The organism is Streptomyces griseus (genome assembly GCF_900460065.1).
In the GTDB taxonomy this organism is placed as follows: domain Bacteria; phylum Actinomycetota; class Actinomycetes; order Streptomycetales; family Streptomycetaceae; genus Streptomyces; species Streptomyces griseus.
Genome location: NZ_UAVD01000006.1, coordinates 1 through 16497 on the forward strand (window position 1 = coordinate 1; position 16497 = coordinate 16497).

Below are 16497 nucleotides of genomic sequence, written 5' to 3' on the forward strand. Positions count from 1 at the left end.
GGAAAGAGCGGGTGACCACCGGTGGCTGAGCACCAGCGCCTGACCGCGACCCCCGACCAGCGCCGCGTGCTGCGCCGGGCCTGGCCCCACATGCGGCCCGAGCGCCGCGGCATCACCCTCGCGCTGCTGGCCGGCGCCGCCGCGACCGCCACCACCGTCGCCGTGCCCGCCGTCATCGGCGCGGGCGTCGACCAGATCCTCCAGCGCGACCGCACCGGCCTCTTCACCGCCGTCGCCGCCCTCACCGTGCTGGCGCTGCTGCGGCTGGTCCTCTTCCGCCGGTCCGAACTGCTGCTCATCGCCGTCGGCGAACGCGTCGTCCGCGGCCTGCGCGAACTGGCCGTCACCCGGCTCTCCCGGGCCCCCCTCCGCTTCCTCGAAGGACATCCCTCGGGCGACCTGCTCCGACGCACCACCACCGAGATCGCCGACCTCGCCAACTTCGTCCGCGGCCAACTGCCCGACGTCCTCACCGTCGCCGCCTACCTCCTCTTCACGACCGTCCTGCTGCTCACCTACTCGCCGCTGCTCACCCTCGCCCTGGCCCTGGTGTTCGTCCCCGCCATCGTCTGCGTCCTGCGGCTGTTCAAGAAGGCCGCCAACCCGGCCTTCGCCGCCGAGGCCGCCGCCGCAGGCACCGTCGCGACGACCTACCGCGAGCTCGTGCAGTCCCGCGAGATGCTCCAGACCGGTGGCGGCATCGGCTTCTGGCGCGAGCGCTTCCTCGCCGACAACGAACGGCGCTACCGCGCGGCCCGGCGCAGCCAGCGCAGCCTGTTCCTGATCAGCCTCGCCCGTATCGTCCAGAGCCTCACGACGGCCGTGCTCCTCCTGGCCGGCGGCTGGCTCGCCGCCCGGGGCTCCATCAGCGTCGGCACGGTCGTCGTCTTCATCCTCGCCACCCGCCAGCTGTTCGACTCCGCGGCCCAGGCGTCCAACCTCGTCGGACAGGTCCAGATCTCCCTCGTCGGCCTCGCCCGACTGCTGGACCTGCTCACCACCACGGCCCCCCGCGCGGGGCTCCACGCGCCCCGTCGGGCGCCGGACGACACCGGCCGGGGCGGCACGGTCACCGCCGAACGCGGCGTCCTGGAGATCGAGGACCTCCACTACTCCTACGTGACGGGCACCGAGGTCCTGGGAGGCATCTCGGTGCGGGTCGAGCCCGGCGAACGGGTCGGCCTCGTCGGCCCCACCGGCTCCGGCAAGACGACCCTCGCCAAACTGATGACCGGCCTCTACGCACCGGACAGCGGCACCGTCCGCTACGACGGCCACGACCTCGCCGACCTCGCCCCCGCCGAACTCCGCCGCCGGATCGTCCTGATCCCGCAGCGCGTCCACATGATCGAGGGCACCCTCCTCGACAACCTCCGGCTGGTGCCCGGCGACCCCGACGAGCGGAGCATCGCCGAGGCCGTCGAACACCTGGGTCTCGCCGACTGGACCGGCTCGCTCGACGAGGGGCTGCACACCGCACTCGGGCGCGGTACGGGCCGCCTCTCGGCCGGTGAGCTCCAGCTGATCGGCCTGGTCCGCGCGGCCCTCCTGGACCCGGCGGTCCTCGTCCTCGACGAGGCCACCGCCGACATCGACCCCGATACGGCGCGCACCCTGGAAACCGCGATCGACACCCTCCGGGCGGACCGCACCCTCATTGTCATCGCCCACCGGGAAGCCACCATCAAACGGCTTCCCCGCATCATCCGCCTCGACGAGAACGCCCTGATCGCCCAGAACTGAGCCCCTCGTCCCCGGCCCCGCCACACCCGTGTGCGGGGCCGGCGACGACCCGCGGAACCCCCAGATCGTGTCCGCGAAGTCTCGTTCGGCCGACGATACTTCGCGGACACTCTCTAGGCTGCGACCCTGTACCGACACCGACCCAGGAGCGCACCCGCATGCACCACCCCGCTCGCGAACTCCCCTTCCCGGACGCCCTCCGCCCCGGAGCCCGTCCGGCACCGCATCCGCTGCTCGCCCCGGTGACCGGCTACCTCGGCACCTGGCGGGGCACGGGCAGCGGCGGATACCCGACGCTGGACGCGGACTTCAGCTACGCGCAGGAGGTCACGTTCAGCCACGACGGGCGGCCCTTCCTCGCGTACGAGGCCCGCGCCTGGCTGCTCGACGCGGACGGACAGCCCCTGCGGCCGTCCGCCCGCGAGACGGGGTGGTGGCGCCTCCAGCCGGACGGGCGGGTGGAGGCCCTGATCACCCAGCCCACCGGCATCGCGGAGATCTCGGTCGGCCACGCCCGCGACGGCGCCGTCGACCTCGCCACGGAGCGGGTGGCCCTCGCCCCGACGGCCAAGGAGGTCGACGCCACCCGCCGCCGCTACACCCTCACGGATCCGGACACGCTCACCTTCGTCCACGACCTCGCGGCCGTCGGCCGGCCGCTCCAGCACCACCTGTCGGCACGGCTCCGCAGGGAGGCCCCTGGCCAGGGCATTTAGTTGCCGGAGTGTGACCAAGGACGTGCATGGAGGGCGGCCCACAGGGCAGGTGGACGGAAAGCCAGGAGAACAGGAGCACCTCCCCGATGTCTCTTCCCTCGTACCCGGACTCCCCGTACCCGGGGCAGCCCGCCGCCGACCACGACCCCTACGGCGGCCAGGCGCCCGCCCGGACGAACGGGTTCGCGGTCGCCGCGCTCGTGCTCGGCCTGATCGCCTGCCTGTTCTTCTGGACCGTGGTGGGCGGGCTGCTGCTCGGCCTGCTCGCCGTCGTCTTCGGGATCATCGCCGCGCTCCGTACCCGCCAGGGCCGCGCGCCGCGCCGGGTGATGGCGATAGTCGGCGCCGCGTTCGGGGCGCTCGGGCTCATCGGATCCGTGATCGTCCTCGTGGTGGCCGTCTCCGTGTTCGACTCCCAGGAGTTCCAGAACCTCGAGGACTGCATGAACCGGGCCAACGGCCAGGCGGCCGAGGACCGGTGCGCGGAGGACTTCGTCGACGAGCTGACCAACTGACGGATCCGCACACCTGTCCGCAGCCGCCCGGCGGCGTGCCGCCGGTTGCACCGTAACCAGGTGTTTGCCACGGTGTGCGTGGGTAGGCGGCCCGGTGATCACCGGGCGGCGTGCCCGGAGGTCCGTCCGCACTGGAACCCCGAGCAGAGAAGGAGGGTTCGATGTCCTCGAAGCGACGTCGCAAGAAGAAGGCCCGCCGCAAGAACGGCGCGAACCACGGCAAGCGTCCGCAGAGCTGAGACGGCGCCGAGGCCCCGCCGGACGGAGGACGTCCGGCGGGGCCTCGGCGGTTTCCGTGGGCCGGGGGAGGGCCGTGCGGAACTCGGGTCACGTTCCTGATGCCCGCCGGCGCCCGGTTCACACCCCGGGCGGGGCCGTGGGTTCCGTTCCCGCCCGGGCGCAGACCGACGCGGCCGTCGCCGCCGCGTACTCCAGCATCGCCTGCGTCCGCCCGGCGGACAGCGCCGGATCCCAGCCCGCCTCCGCCCCCAGCCAGGTCAGCATCCCCGCCATGAACGCGTCGCCCGCGCCGATCGTGTTCACCACCCGCACCGGCACGGCCGGGACCGAGACGGCGGGAGCGTCGTGGACGTACGCGGTGGCGCCCTTCGGCCCCCGGGTCATCACGACCAGCCGTCCCTCCGCGGCGAGCGCCCGGCAGCTGGCTTCCGGGGACGCGTCCGGCCACAGGCGCGCCAGGTCCTCGTCGCTCGCCTTCACGACCCGGGCGAGCGAGCACAGCTCGCGGAGCCGGCCGAGGCTCGCCACGGGGTCCAGGGTGCGGTCCTCGCGCACATTGGGGTCCACCACGAGGAGCCCCGTGGCGGCGGCCGCCCGCGCGGTGGCGGCCACGGCATCGGCCGCCGGAGCCACGACCGCGGCGAGCCCGCCCGCGTACACCGCGCCGAACCGCCCGGCCTCCGCCGCCCGGTCGGGCAGCTCGAAGGTCGCCGTGTCACCGAGGTGGAAGCGGTACGTGTTCCCGTGGTCGCCCGGGTCGGCCACCGCGAGCGCCGTCGGCAGCGACGACCGGCGGCTCAGTGAGAGGTCGACGCCCGCACCGCTCAGCCAGGACGCGACGCGGGCCCCGAAGGCGTCGTCGCCGAACCCGCCCACGAAGGACGGCCGCCCGCCGAGACGGGCCAGGCCCACCGCGACGTTGGCCGGCCCGCCACCCGGCTGGGCCGCCCGGACCCCGGTGTCGCCGTCGGCCGGAACCAGATCCACCAGCGCCTCACCGAGCACGAGGACGGCCCCGGGATCCGCGGCACGCGACGGCCCCGGATCCGTCACGGCTCCACCACGATCTTGCGGCCGATCCCCGCCCGGAAGCGCTCGATCGCCTGCGGGTACTGCTCCAGCGGCAGCCGGTCGCTGATGAACACCGACGCGTCCAGCACCCCGCTCGCGAAGAGGGCCGCCGCCCGTTCGTAACTGTGCAGGACCGCCATCGAACCGGTGATGGTGATCTCCTGGTTGTAGATCCTGTACGGCTCGATCACCGCGGTGGTGGCGTAGTCGGAGACCCCGAACTGGAGGAACGTGCCGCCCTTGGCGACCCGTCCCAGACCGTCCTGGATGGCCCCGGCGTTGCCGGTGGCGTCGATGACGACGTCCCAGCCGCCCGGACGGTCCAGCTCCTCGGCGCGGGCCGCCGAGCCCGTGCAGCCCAGCGTCGTCGCGGTGGCCAGCCGCTGGGCGTTGACGTCCAGCATGTCCACCGACGCCGCGCCCGTGCGCTTGGCCAGCTCCAGCATCATCAGGCCCATGGTCCCGGACCCGTAGATCAGCACCTGGGCCCCGAGGTTGCCGTTGAGGACGTCGTAGCCGCGCACCGCGCAGGACAGCGGCTCGATCAGCGCCGCGTCCCGGACGTCGATGTGCTCCGGCAGTCTGACGCAGTTGGCGACGGGCGCCACCGCGTACTCGGCCGCGCCTCCGGGCACGGTGACACCGATCGCCGCCCAGTTGTCGCAGAGGTTGCCCCGGCCGGAACGGCAGTAGCGGCACTCGTGGCAGTGCAGCGAGGGGTCCACGGCCACCTTGTCGCCGACGGACAGCTCCGTGACGTCCGCACCGAGACCGACGACCTCCCCGGCGAACTCGTGCCCGGGCACGATCGGCAGCGTCGGAGCGAACTCGCCCTGGAGGATGTGGAGATCGGTGCCGCACAGCCCGCACGAGGCCACCTTGACCACCACGTCGCGGGGGCCGGGCGTGGGGTCCGGAACGGTGGTCACGGAGACCTTGCCGACGGATTCGACGATGGCTGCCCTCATTTGACTGCTCCCAGCGAGAGGCCCTGGACGAGTTTGTCCTGGGCGGCGTAGCCGGCGACGAGCACCGGCAGGGACACGACCACGGACGCCGCGCACAGCTGGGCGAGGAAGAGACCCTGGCTGGTGACGAAGGTGGTCAGATGGACGGGGGCGGTCCCGGCGACCACGCCGGTCAGCACCCGTGCGAACAACAGCTCGTTCCAGCTGAAGATGAAGCAGATCAGGGCGGTCGCGGCGATCCCGGGACCGGCGACCGGGGCGACGACACGGCGCAGCACCGTCGGCAGCCGGGCCCCGTCGACCTGCGCCGCCTCGATGATCGAGACGGGCACGTCCGCGAGGAAGGACTGCATCATCCACACCGCGATCGGCAGGTTCATCGAGGTGTAGAGGAGGACCAGCAGCCAGATGTTGTCCAGCAGGCCGGTGTTCTTCGCGAACAGGTACACCGGGAGCAGCCCGGCGACCACCGGCAGCATCTTGGTGGACAGGAAGAAGAACATCACGTCCGTCCACTTGCGCACCCGCCGGATGGACAGCGCGTACGCGGCCGGGAGCGCGAGCAGCAGCACCAGGACGGTCGAGAAGAACGAGGCCGCGAGCGAGTTGACCAGCGGGGGCCACGGCGTCGGGCCGCCCCCGCCGCCGAAGAAGGTGCGGTAGCCGTCCAGGGTCAGCGCGGCGGCGACCGACGGCGGGTTGGTCGCGGCGTCCGCCTCCGCGTGGAAGGACGTCAGCACCATCCACAGGGCGGGCAGACAGAAGCCGATCCCCACGACCCAGGCGGCCACGCCCAGGGCGGCGGAGCGCCGGCGGGCCCTGCGCGCAGCGGCGTCGGCGGGAGCGGACGCGGGTACGGATGTCGCGGTCGAGGCGCTCATGCGCGGCTCGCCTCCTCACGGAAGAGGGAGGAGACCGTCCGGAGGGCGAAGGTGGCGATGACGATCGTGCCGATCACCACGACCACGCCCGCGGCCGATGCCAGCCCGTACTCGTGGGCCCGGTAGAAGGTCTCGTAGACGGTGTAGGGAAGGTTGGCGGTACCGAGGCCGCCGGAGGTGATGGTGAACACCGCGTCGAAGTTCTGCACGATGTACACCGACCCCAGCAGGATGCCGAGTTCGAGGTAGCGGCGCAGATGCGGCAGGGTCAGATGGCGGAATATCTGCCAGGGCCCGGCCCCGTCCAGCCGTGCGGCCTCCATGATCTCGGCCGGCCGGCTCTGCAGTCCGGCCAGCAGGATCAGCATCATGAACGGTGTCCACTGCCACACGAGCGACGCCTCGATGGCGATCAGCGGCATCTCGGACGTCCACTCGGGCTGCGCGACCGACTCGATGCCGAACAGCTCGCCGAACCAGGTGAGCGCCCCGTTGAACAGCCCGTACTCGGGGTTGTAGAGCGCGTGCTTCCACAGCAGCGCCGCGGAGACCGGCACCAGCAGGAACGGGGTGATCAGCAGGGTGCGCACGAACCCCCGGCCGAAGAAGGCGCGGTCCAGCAGCAGGGCGAAGACGAGTCCCAGCACGACGCTGACGATCACGACGGACGCGGTGAGGACGACGGTCGTCACGACCGATTCGCGCAGCGCCTCGTCGGTGAAGACGGAGGCGTAGTTGGAGAACCCGGTGAAGTGCCGCTTCTCCGGCTTGAGGGAGTTCCAGTCGAAGAACGAGATCACCAGGGTGGCCACGAAGGGCAGTTGGGTGACGGCGATCAGGAAGATCAGCGCCGGCAGCAGCGGCGCGCGGGTCGCCCAGGCGCGCCGCCGGCCGCCGCCGGACTTCTCGGCCGGAGCCGTGGGTGCGGTGGTCTCTCGGGTCGCGGTGACGGTCATCGGTACTCCTCCGCGACCTTCTCGGCCAGCTTCTGCGAGGCGTCGAGCGCGGCGTCGACCGACTGACGGCCCGCGATGGCGGCGCTGATCTCCTGCGCCACCCGGGTGCCCAGATCGGTGAACTCCGGCACGCCGACGAACTGGATGCCCGCCGTCGGGCGGGGCTGGACACCCGGATTCCTCGGGTCGGCCTCGGAGATGGCCCGCTCGGTGACGTCCGCGAACGCGCCGGCCTCCGCACGGTAGTCGGGGTTGGCGTAGGTGGAGGCCCGTTTGCCCGCCGGGACGTTGGACCAGCCGCTGGTGGCGCCGACGAGCTCCTCGTACTCCTTGCCGGAGGCCCAGGAGACGAACTTCCAGGCGTCGTCCGCCTTCTTGGACGCCTTCTGCAGCCCCCAGGCCCAGGTGTAGAGCCAGCCCGAACTGTCGGTCCGCTCGACGGGGGCGGGGACGTACCCGATCTTCCCCTTCACCGGGGAGCCCTTCGCCTCCAGGGACCCGGCGCCCGCCGTCGCGTCGTACCACATGGCGGTCTTTCCCTGGGTCATGTTGTTGAGGCACTCGGCGTAGCCGGACTGCGGGGCGCCCAGCTCTCCGTGCTCGCGCACCAGATCGACGTAGAACTTCGTTGCCTTCTTGAACTCCGGCGCGGTCAGGCGCGGCTCCCAGTCCTCGGTGAACCAGGTGCCGCCCATCGTGTTGACGACCGTGGTGAGCGGGGCGATGACCTCGCCCCAGCCCGGCAGCCCGCGCAGGCAGATGCCCTTCATCCCGCGCTCCGCCCCGTCCGCCCGCTCGGCGAGCTTCGCCACCTGCTGCCAGGTCGGCCTGTCGGGCATCGTCAGGCCCCGCTCCTCGAAGACGTCCTTGCGGTACATCAGGAAGGACGACTCGCCGTAGAAGGGCTGGGCGTAGAGCTTGCCGTCCTCGGCGGTCAGCGATTCCCGCAGCGGCGCCAGGATGTCCTCCTGGTCGAAGGCGGTGTCGGCCTTCGCGTAGTCGTCGAGAGGGTGCAGCCAGCCGTTCTTCGCGAAGAAGGGCAGCTCGAAGTTGCTGATGGTGGCGACGTCGTACTGACCGGCCTGGTTGGAGAAGTCCTGGCTGATCTTGTCGCGCACGTCGTTCTCGGGCAGCACCGTGAAGTGGACCTTGACGCCGGTCTCCTTCGTGAAGTGCTTCGCGGTGAGCTTCTGCAGTTCGACCATCTGCGGGTTGTTCACCATCAGCACGTTCAGGGCGTCGCCGCCCCCGAAGGAGGTCCCGCCCGCCCCGGCACAGCCGGTGGCGAGCAGGGCCAGTGCGGCGGTCACGGCACAGGCCCGACCGCGTACACGTGGTCGGCTGCGGCGTCCTGGATGGGGCATGGGGGCTCCTGATCAGTCGTAGCGGCGCGTTGATCGGGTCGTTGCGGGGCATGGCGAACCGGGCCCCGGCGGTGACGCGGGTGCGGGAGCCGTGCGGTCGGCGGTACGGATGGGCGGCCCGCTCGGACGGGGCCGACCGGGGGCCGGTCAGACGCGGATGACCTGGGGCCCCAGCAGGGAGTAGCGCTGGGCCTCGGCCGAGGAGAGCCCCGCGTCGGTGACGATCGCCTCGAAGTCCCCGACGCCGGCGAACCGGCAGAAGCTCACGGCCCCGAACTTGCTGTGGATCCCGGCGAAGACCCTGCGCCGCGAGCCGCGCAGCGCCTGCGCCTTCACCTCGGCGACGGCGGGGTCCGGGGTGGTGAGACCGTACTCGCGGGAGATGCCGTTGGCTCCGAGGTACGCCAGGTCGATGACGAAGTCCGCGAGCATCCGGGAGGCCCAGTGGTCCACGGTCGCCATCGTCGAGCCGCGTACCCGGCCGCCCAGCAGCAGCACCGAGGTCTTCTCGGCCCCGGCGAGGGAGGTGGCGACGGCCAGGGAAGCGGTGACCACGGTCAGCGGCCGGTCCTGGGGGAGCGCCTCGGCGATGAGCTGCGGGGTGAAGCCCTCGTCGACGAAGACCGTCTCGGCGTCGCCGAGCAGATCGGCGGCCGCGGTCGCGATCCGCGACTTCTGCGGGACGTTGCGCGTGGTGCGGACGGCGAGCGTGGTCTCGAAGCCGGCCGACTCCACCGGATAGGCGCCGCCGTGGGTCCGGCGGACGAGCCCGTGTTCCTCCAGCACGTGCAGATCGCGGCGGACGGTCTCCTTGGCCACCTTGAACAGGTCCGCGAGGGCGTTCACCCCGACCGACCCCTCCCGCCGGGCCGTGTCCAGAATTCCCCGACGGCGTTCCTCGGTGTCCACGGCGCACTTCCCTGGTCGCTGCTGGGCCCGTTGCGGGCGGAGCCCGTCTGTCCGTTCGGGCTCATGTGTCGTTTGTACAAGCTGTCCCGGGGCGACTACCAGCGGCTTCACCAGATCCCCTCAGCCCGAACATGCCCGTTTGCTTCGGGGTAACAGCGCTGGTCACGCCGGAAGGGGCCGCTGATCCGGTCGCCAGGTCCGCCCGCTTTCCCGTGATGGCCGCCCGAATCGCGCCCGAAGTGCGGAGCCCCGGCGTCCGCGGCGCCGGGAAGCGACACGCGGAGGTCGGGGCAAGGTGCTGCGAGACGGGGGAAGAAGCGGCGCGCGAACGCCGGGGCAGGGGTGCGGGGAGGACGGGCGGCGGAGCGGACGGCTCAGGAGAGGACGGCGCTGTCCTCGCCCTCGCCGCGGTGGGGCCGGGTCACCGCGGTCCTGCCCGGCGCCTCCGGATAGAACCGCTTGGCCCAGCGCCGGAACGGGCCGATCGGTCCGTCACCGGAGGCCAGCCGGGGCGGCTGCTGGTACTGCTTGTGGTGCCAGATCGGGAAGTCGGCGGCGGTGAACTCACAACTGGACCGGAAGACGGGGCGGTCCAGCAGCCGCGCGGCGGTGCGGCTGACGAGCCGGGCGAGCCCGGGCGGCAGCCGGCCCGGCTCGTCGAAGGAGATGCGGTTCAGCTGGCGGAACTGCATCCGGTTGGGGCCGATGGCCGTCGGCATCACCATGGTGCACATCCGCAGCCCGAAGCGGGGCGTGTGGACGTCGGCGTGCAGGCAGCCGAGTCCGTAGCCGTCGACCTTCACGTCGACGGTGAAGTCGCCCATGAGCGGCGCCGACTCGTGGGCCCGCATGGCCACGTGGAACTTCGCGTCGTCGTACGCCACCGGCCCGTCGATCTCGGCCTTGGCCCAGCCGTGCAGGGTGGCGAAGTGCCCGAGGTCGACCGAGTTCTCGATGACCTCCTGGACGTTGCCCGCCAGCTCCCACGCGGCCGTGCGCGCGGGCCTGTGCCCGATCTCGTGCCACCGCGGGACGGACCAGTCCGGATCCCGGCCGTCGTGGTGCCGCCAGACGAAGACGCCCCCGTTCGCCTCCTGGACGGGCAGTTGGGTCAGCGGGGACCGGGGCGGCGGCGTGCCGTACCCCGTGCGCACGCAACTGCCGTCGGGGCCGAACGAGAAGAAGTGGAAGGGGCAGGTGAGGTCCTCCCCCTCGACCTTCGCCAGACCGAGATGGGCCCCCAGGTGCGGGCAGTACGGGCGGACGGCCCGCAGCACTCCCGTGGCGGTGCGGTACAGGACGACGTCGCGCCCCGCGAGCGGCCGGGTGAGCACGGTGCCCGGCCGCAGCTCGTGCGAGAAGGCCAGGGCGGACCAACCGCTCGGATAGGGCAGGGCCGGTGCTCCCGCCGCGTCTGCCGGTGTCGGACCCTCACTGATGGTGCGCCCGTACTCACGTACCACTCCCACGGCTTCCCCTCCATGATCGGTCGCACGGAGGCTGCCCAGAGCCGCCCCGGGATCCTCCCGACACGCCGCAACTCACCCGAACGGGGCTACGGGTGCAGCGTGTTGACGGTGGAGGTCCGGGCCGGTCAGAGCTCGTCGCCGAAGGCCTCGGCCAGCTCACGCCACGCGGCCCGCGGCAGGCCCGAGCCGCCCTCGTCGGCGGTGAGCACCTGCAACGCGACATGGTCGGCGCCGGCGTCGAGGTACTCCCGGGTCCGGCTCCTCACCTGCCCGGCGTCGCCCAGCGCGAAGAGGGCGTCGAGCAGACGGGCGCTGCCGCCGCCGTCGAAGTCGCCCTCCGTGAACCCCAGGCGCAGCAGGTTGTCGGTGTAGTTGGGCAGCCGCAGATACATCCCCAGCATCGTCCGCGCGGTCGCGCGGGCCCGGTCGAGGTCGGTGTCCAGCACCACCGTCAGCTCCGGGGCGAGCAGCGCGTCGGGGCCGAGCGCCTCACGGGCCTCGGCGGTGTGCTCGGTGGTGACGAGATAGGGGTGCGCCCCCAGCGAACGGCCGGCCGCGAGCTTCAGCATCCTCGAACCGAGAGCCGCCAGGACCCGGTGGCCGGGGCCCACGGACGGTTCGGCGGCGTCGAGCGCGTCGAGATACGACACCATCGCGCTGTACGGCTTCGCGTACTGCGGCACCATCGGGCCGTGGCTGACGCCGAGACCGAGGACGAAGCGACCGCGCGCCGCCGGATCGATCGCGGCGACCGCTGCCGCGGTCTCCTCGGCCGTGTGGTTCCAGATGGACAGGATGCCGGTGGCCACCGTGACCGACCGGGTGGCGGCCACGACGGCCGCCGCGTCCTCGGGCGTCGGACTGCCCCCGATCCAGACGGTGCCGTACCCCAGTTCTTCGAGTTCGGCGAGCGCCTCCGCGATCGCCTTCCCGCCCGCGTCGTCCACCCGCGAGGTGTGCAGCGCGCCGCTCCAGACACCCACGCGCCCGAATGTCCTGCCCGTTCCGGAAATCTCAGAAGTCATGGTGGGATCAACAACGGCCCGGCCCGGCTATTCCTGTCCGGGCCAAGACTCCTCCGTCCGGGGGCGCCGGGCGGGGGACGGACGACGGCGGGGGCACCGGGCACGGCACGGGACGGCGGCGGGGGCGTCAGGGCGTCGGCGGCGTCCGCCGGTCCTCCGGGACGTCCTTCATGAACACGACTCCGTCGACGCGGGCCAGGTGCGCCGGGTCGAGGGGGGCGTAACCGAAGTACGGGGACGTGCGCGGGACGGGGCCCGGGGCGCCGAGGACGGCGGCCAGTTCGGCGGCGTCCACCAGGCACGACTCCTCCGGGAGGGCGTACAGGGCCCCTTCGAGGGTCTCCGGCGGCGGAACGCCGACCCCCTGGTGCCTCAGGGTGCCGAAGGCGGTGGCCAGGAAGCCGTAGCCCTCGCCCAGGCGGGCCTCGGCGACCGCGCCCGCGCTCCACCACTCCAGCCGTCGGCCGCCCATCAGCAGGGAACTGATGTCACGCTGGAGATGGCCGTTGTGGGCGTGCGCCAGGACGGGCCCCCGCTCGGCGAGCGCGAGGAGGTTGCCGGCCATCATCTGGTCCCGCAGGCCGGTGAGGCGTGCCAGGCGGCTCGGTGAGGTGTCCGCCATCCAGTAGTGGTACCGCAGCAGTCCCGATGCGGCCCGGGCGTACATCAGCGCCCGGTCGAAGGCGTCCCGCGAGGCCACCGCGATCAGGTGCGGCGTCCACGCGTCGAGCAGCGCGCCCAGGTCGTCGGCGAGCAGGCGAAGCCGCCCGGCCTCGGCCGACCGCCCGAAGGACGCGGACGGGTCCAGCATCGCCGCCGTGTCGGTCCACCGGTCGTCGGCGCCGAGGAGGCGGTCGAGCGTCCCGGCGGTGCAGGGGAGCAGATCCGGGTCCACGTGGTCGCCGAGAAAGCGGTGCAGCGAGGTGAGGGCCTCGCGCGGGCTCGCGGCGTACGCCATCTCCAGCGGGCCGTCGAAGCCGGCGAAGCGGACCCGGTCACCGGAGGGCCGCCCTTCGTTGAACGCGCGCATCCAGTCGACGAGTTCACGGTTGGCGGCCGATGCGCCGAAGCCATGGCTGAACCCCCGCCCCATCGCCTCGTCGAGGGTGCCCGAGCCCGTGGTCACGTAGGAGTCCACCAGCAGTCCCGCCACACTGTCGCTCTCGATGGCGATGGTGCGGTACCCCTCCCGTTCGACGAGCTGCCGGAAGAGGGCGTTGCGCAGCAGGAGAGGGGCGTCCACCCCGTGGGTGGGCTCGCCCAGAGCGAGCACTCGGGGCGGGGAGGCGAACAGCCTCATGACGCCGGCCGCGTCGACGGCGTGGGCGATGTCCTTGATGTCGTTGGCCATGGGTTCAACCGTATCGTTGAACCCTCGGTGGAAACTTTTACGCGATAACGTGGGAAGCATGGGGAAGAACCCTCAAACAGCAGGTCGGCTGCGGCCCGTCGATCTGGCCCGTGGGCACGGACTGTCGACCCAGGCCGTCAGGAACTACGAGGCCTCGGGGATCCTCCCGGCCGCCGACCGCACCCCCCACGGCTACCGCACCTACGCGCCGCTGCACGCGCTCGCCCTCGCGGCGTTCCTCGCACTGGTCCCCGGGCACGGGCACGGGACCGCGGCGTCGATCATGCGGGCGGTGAACAGGGGGGATGAGGAGGAGGCGTTCCGCCTCGTGGACGAGAGCCACGCCCAGCTCCTGGAGGACCGGCGCACGCTGCGCGCGGTCGAGAGGGCCCTGGGCGATCTGGGTCCCGACGGCGTGCCCGCCCCCGACGGATCGGCGGGCGCCGGAGGGATGTTCGTGGGGCCGCTGGCCGGGAAGCTGGGCATCAGGCCCGCCACCCTGCGGAAGTGGGAACGCGCCGGTCTCGTGAGCCCGGGCCGCGACCCGCGGACCGGCTACCGGGTGTACGCCGAGGCCGACGTGCGGGACGCCGGACTGGCCCACCAGCTCAGGCGGGGCGGCTACGGACTCGACCAGATCGCACCGTTGATCGCCCGGCTCCGGGCGGCCGGCGGTCCGGAGCCGCTGGCGACCGCCCTGCGTGACTGGCACGCCCGGCTGGCCGCCCGGGGGAGGGCGATGCTGGCCGGAGCCGCCGAGCTGGACGCCTACCTCCGCCACGGCCAGGACGGCCCCTGACGGAGCGACAGCCGCCCGCCGGCTCCCCCGGCGGGCGGGGGGGCCCGCACCGGTCACCGTCAGGCCGGCAGCCGCCCCAGCAGTGCCCCGAAGTCCGTCCCCGCGGGAAGCGTGCCGAAGGCGAGCCCCTGGTCGCCGGCGAGGCGGGACGCGCAGAACGCGTCGGCCACCGCCGTCGGCGCGTGGCGCACCAGCAGCGAGCCCTGGAGCACGAGAGCGGCCCGTTCGACGACCCGGCGGGCCCGGAGCTGCGCGTCCTCCGCGCGCGCCAGTTCGGTCCGCAGCTCGCGCCGGGCCGCGTCGAGGCGCGCGTCCGCCCCGGCCGCCGCCTCGGTCTCGGCGTGAAAGGCCTCCAGCGACGCGGGCTCCCTGGTCAACGCCCGCAGCATGTCGAGGGCGTTGACGTTGCCGGAGCCCTCCCAGATGCCGTTGAGCGGGGCCTCGCGGTACAGGCGCGGCATGCCGGACGCCTCGTCGTACCCATTGCCGCCGAGGCACTCCAGGGCCTCGGCCACCGCCATCGGCTGCCGCTTGCACACCCAGTACTTGCCGATGGCCGTCGCCAAACGCAGGAACGCCCGCTCCCCGTCGTCGCCCCGGTGGGCGCGGTCGGCTGCCCCGGCGAGGCGCAGGGCCAGGGTCGTGGCGGCCTCGGACTCCAGGGACAGGTCCGCCAGGACGTTCCGCATCAGGGGCTGGTCGACCAGCCGGGCGCCGAACACCGAGCGGTGGCGTGCGTGGTGGGCCGCCTGCGCGAGCGCCGCGCGGATACCGGCGGCCGAACCGAGCACGCAGTCGAGCCGCGTCATCGTCACCATGTCGATGATGGTGCGCACCCCCTTGCCCTCGTCACCGACGAGCCAGGCCACGGTGTCGTCGAACTCGGGCTCGCTGGACGCGTTGGAGCGGTTGCCGAGCTTGTCCTTGAGCCGCTGGATGCGGAACGTGTTCCGGCTCCCGTCCGCCAGCACGCGCGGCACCAGGAAGCACGACAGACCGCCGGGCGACTGGGCGAGCACCAGGAAGAGGTCGTTCATCGGCGCGCTGGTGAACCACTTGTGCCCGCGCAGCCGCCAGGTGCCGTCGGCCCGTTCGACGGCGGCCGTGGTGTTGGCGCGCACATCGGTGCCGCCCTGCTTCTCCGTCATCCCCATCCCGGCGAGCAGGCCCCGCTTGGCGGTGGGGGCGCTCAGCCCCGGCTCGTACGCACGGTTCGTCAGAAGTGGCTCGTAAGTCTTGGCGAGGTCGGGGGAGCGGCGCAGCGCCGGGACGACGGCGTACGTCATCGACACCGGACACAGGTGACCCTGCTCCAGCATCGTGGCCAGCATGAAGCCGCCGGCCCGGGCGACATGCGCCCCGGGGCGTTCGTCGGCCCACGCGGCGCCCGCCAGCCCCGCCCGCACCGAGGCTTCCATCAGGGAGTGGTAGGCCGGGTGGAACTCGACCTCGTCGATCCGGTGGCCGAAACGGTCGTGGGTGCGCAGCTCCGGCTCGTGGCGGTTGGCCTGGTCGGCCCAGTGCTGCGCCTCCTCACTGCCGACGTACCGGCCGAAGCGGTGCAGCTCGTCCACGTGCCACGCGGCGCCCTCGCGGCGTATCCCTTCGAGCAGCACGGCGTCGTCGGCGGCGTCGTGCCCGGTGAGCGGGGGCGGCTGGTTCGTCACCTCGTGCGTCACGGCGGTGGGACGGCTGTGCGGTGCGACGGGCGTGGACATCGGTTCTCCTCCGGGGGACGGGCGGCGGGGCGGGAGCGGTGCGAACGGCACACGAGGCAGGGGGAACGAGGGGGCGCGGCCCGGTCCGGGGCGCCGCGCCGGGGTCAGGGGACCGCGCCCGCGCAGCGCAGGGCCACGGCGGTGAGGCGGGTGACGAGCCGCTCGGTGTCGTACGCGGCCGAGGTGCTCAGCGGGTACACGAGGACCTCGCCGACGGCGCCGGTCAGCGCCGCGGCGGTGATCTCCGCGTCCTGGTCCGGCAGCAGGCCCCCGGCCACCCCCTCGCCGATCACCGCGGCGAACAGCGCCCGGTAGCCGCGCCGGAAGGCGAGGCGCTCCGCCCCGACCGCGGGTTCGACGGGCGCCGCGAGCAGCGCGTACGCCAGGCCGTGGTTCTCCAGGGCGCGGCGGGCGAACACCTCCACCCCCCGGCGCAACCGCTCGGCGGGGTCCCCGTCGCCCTCCAGCACCTCACCCAGTACGTCCACCTCGCGCTGTGCGGCGCGCCGGAAGACCTCCACGGCCAGCGCGGACTTGGACGAGAAGTGCTGGTAGACCGAGCCGGCGGCGATCCCGGCCGCGTCGGCGACAGCGGTCACGGACGCCTGCGCCCAGCCGACCTCGGCCACGACCTCGGTGGCGCGGGCGACGAGATGCTCCCGGGCGGCTTCGAGCCGGCGCAGCTCGGCGGGTGTCTTGCGGTAGGCCATGAATGAAGTGAACCACCATTCAGAGTTTGATGCCATGGCCCCGCCCCCCCCGGGCGGCCGAG

Annotated in this window: 16 protein-coding genes; 5 read left to right on the top strand and 11 right to left on the bottom strand. The window is 72.8% G+C overall.

Annotated elements, in window-relative coordinates:
* Nucleotides 1-21: 21 nt before the first annotated feature.
* The 4 genes from DTB53_RS03130 to DTB53_RS37935 all read left to right on the top strand — a co-directional run bounded on the left by DTB53_RS03130 (nucleotide 22) and on the right by DTB53_RS37935 (nucleotide 3213).
* Entirely contained in the window at nucleotides 22-1743 is a 1722-nt protein-coding gene (locus tag DTB53_RS03130) for an ABC transporter ATP-binding protein (protein WP_012377797.1), read from the top strand.
* A gap of 158 nt (nucleotides 1744-1901) precedes the next feature.
* Nucleotides 1902-2459, top strand: a complete 558-nt coding sequence (locus DTB53_RS03135) for a nitrobindin family protein (protein ID WP_012377796.1) — start codon at nucleotides 1902-1904, stop codon at nucleotides 2457-2459.
* 86 nt (nucleotides 2460-2545) lie between these two features.
* Nucleotides 2546-2974 carry a DUF4190 domain-containing protein gene (locus tag DTB53_RS03140; protein WP_003964298.1) on the top strand — a complete coding sequence of 143 codons (429 nt, stop codon included), beginning with the start codon at nucleotides 2546-2548 and terminating at the stop codon, nucleotides 2972-2974.
* Between the two features lie 161 nt (nucleotides 2975-3135).
* Complete coding sequence (locus DTB53_RS37935; RefSeq protein ID WP_370454205.1) at nucleotides 3136-3213, top strand: 50S ribosomal protein bL37; 78 nt, start codon at nucleotides 3136-3138, stop codon at nucleotides 3211-3213.
* A 118-nt stretch (nucleotides 3214-3331) separates the two neighbouring features.
* Here DTB53_RS37935 and DTB53_RS03145 read toward each other — a convergent pair whose 3' ends face one another.
* The 9 genes from DTB53_RS03145 to DTB53_RS03185 all read right to left on the bottom strand — a co-directional run bounded on the left by DTB53_RS03145 (nucleotide 3332) and on the right by DTB53_RS03185 (nucleotide 13208).
* The gene (locus DTB53_RS03145) at nucleotides 3332-4267 is read right to left on the bottom strand and encodes a PfkB family carbohydrate kinase (protein WP_012377794.1); all 936 of its coding nucleotides are present in this window, start codon (nucleotides 4265-4267) and stop codon (nucleotides 3332-3334) included.
* Nucleotides 4264-5253: a zinc-dependent alcohol dehydrogenase family protein gene (locus tag DTB53_RS03150; protein WP_003964296.1), complete on the bottom strand. Its 990-nt coding sequence runs from the start codon at nucleotides 5251-5253 to the stop codon at nucleotides 4264-4266. Before DTB53_RS03150 ends, DTB53_RS03145 begins: the two co-directional genes overlap by 4 nt.
* A complete protein-coding gene (locus DTB53_RS03155; protein ID WP_003964295.1) occupies nucleotides 5250-6134 on the bottom strand; it encodes a carbohydrate ABC transporter permease in 885 nt (294 codons plus the stop codon). The genes DTB53_RS03150 and DTB53_RS03155 overlap by 4 nt, the downstream gene beginning before the upstream one ends.
* Complete coding sequence (locus DTB53_RS03160; protein ID WP_012377793.1) at nucleotides 6131-7090, bottom strand: carbohydrate ABC transporter permease; 960 nt, start codon at nucleotides 7088-7090, stop codon at nucleotides 6131-6133. The genes DTB53_RS03155 and DTB53_RS03160 overlap by 4 nt, the downstream gene beginning before the upstream one ends.
* Nucleotides 7087-8454, bottom strand: coding sequence for an ABC transporter substrate-binding protein (locus tag DTB53_RS03165; protein WP_003964293.1), 1368 nt, complete (start codon nucleotides 8452-8454; stop codon nucleotides 7087-7089). The genes DTB53_RS03160 and DTB53_RS03165 overlap by 4 nt, the downstream gene beginning before the upstream one ends.
* 147 nt (nucleotides 8455-8601) lie before the next feature.
* Complete coding sequence (locus tag DTB53_RS03170) at nucleotides 8602-9363, bottom strand: DeoR/GlpR family DNA-binding transcription regulator (protein ID WP_003964292.1); 762 nt, start codon at nucleotides 9361-9363, stop codon at nucleotides 8602-8604.
* Nucleotides 9364-9737: 374 nt separating this feature from the next.
* Nucleotides 9738-10832 (bottom strand): Rieske 2Fe-2S domain-containing protein, encoded by a 1095-nt coding sequence (locus tag DTB53_RS03175; protein WP_003964291.1) that lies wholly within the window; start codon nucleotides 10830-10832, stop codon nucleotides 9738-9740.
* A 125-nt stretch (nucleotides 10833-10957) separates the two neighbouring features.
* Nucleotides 10958-11857, bottom strand: a complete 900-nt coding sequence (locus tag DTB53_RS03180; RefSeq protein ID WP_012377791.1) for a TIGR03620 family F420-dependent LLM class oxidoreductase — start codon at nucleotides 11855-11857, stop codon at nucleotides 10958-10960.
* 127 nt (nucleotides 11858-11984) lie between these two features.
* Complete coding sequence (locus DTB53_RS03185; RefSeq protein WP_012377790.1) at nucleotides 11985-13208, bottom strand: erythromycin esterase family protein; 1224 nt, start codon at nucleotides 13206-13208, stop codon at nucleotides 11985-11987.
* A gap of 58 nt (nucleotides 13209-13266) precedes the next feature.
* Between DTB53_RS03185 and DTB53_RS03190 the strand changes: the two genes are divergently transcribed.
* Nucleotides 13267-14007 carry a TioE family transcriptional regulator gene (locus DTB53_RS03190; RefSeq protein WP_012377789.1) on the top strand — a complete coding sequence of 247 codons (741 nt, stop codon included), beginning with the start codon at nucleotides 13267-13269 and terminating at the stop codon, nucleotides 14005-14007.
* 59 nt (nucleotides 14008-14066) lie between these two features.
* On the opposite strand, the gene DTB53_RS03195 is transcribed toward DTB53_RS03190, so the two are convergent.
* Both DTB53_RS03195 and DTB53_RS03200 read right to left on the bottom strand, forming a co-directional pair.
* On the bottom strand, nucleotides 14067-15725 hold the full coding sequence (locus DTB53_RS03195; protein ID WP_012377788.1) for an acyl-CoA dehydrogenase family protein: 1659 nt from the start codon (nucleotides 15723-15725) through the stop codon (nucleotides 14067-14069).
* Nucleotides 15726-15829: 104 nt separating this feature from the next.
* Nucleotides 15830-16435: a TetR/AcrR family transcriptional regulator gene (locus tag DTB53_RS03200; RefSeq protein ID WP_012377787.1), complete on the bottom strand. Its 606-nt coding sequence runs from the start codon at nucleotides 16433-16435 to the stop codon at nucleotides 15830-15832.
* Nucleotides 16436-16497: the final 62 nt, after the last annotated feature.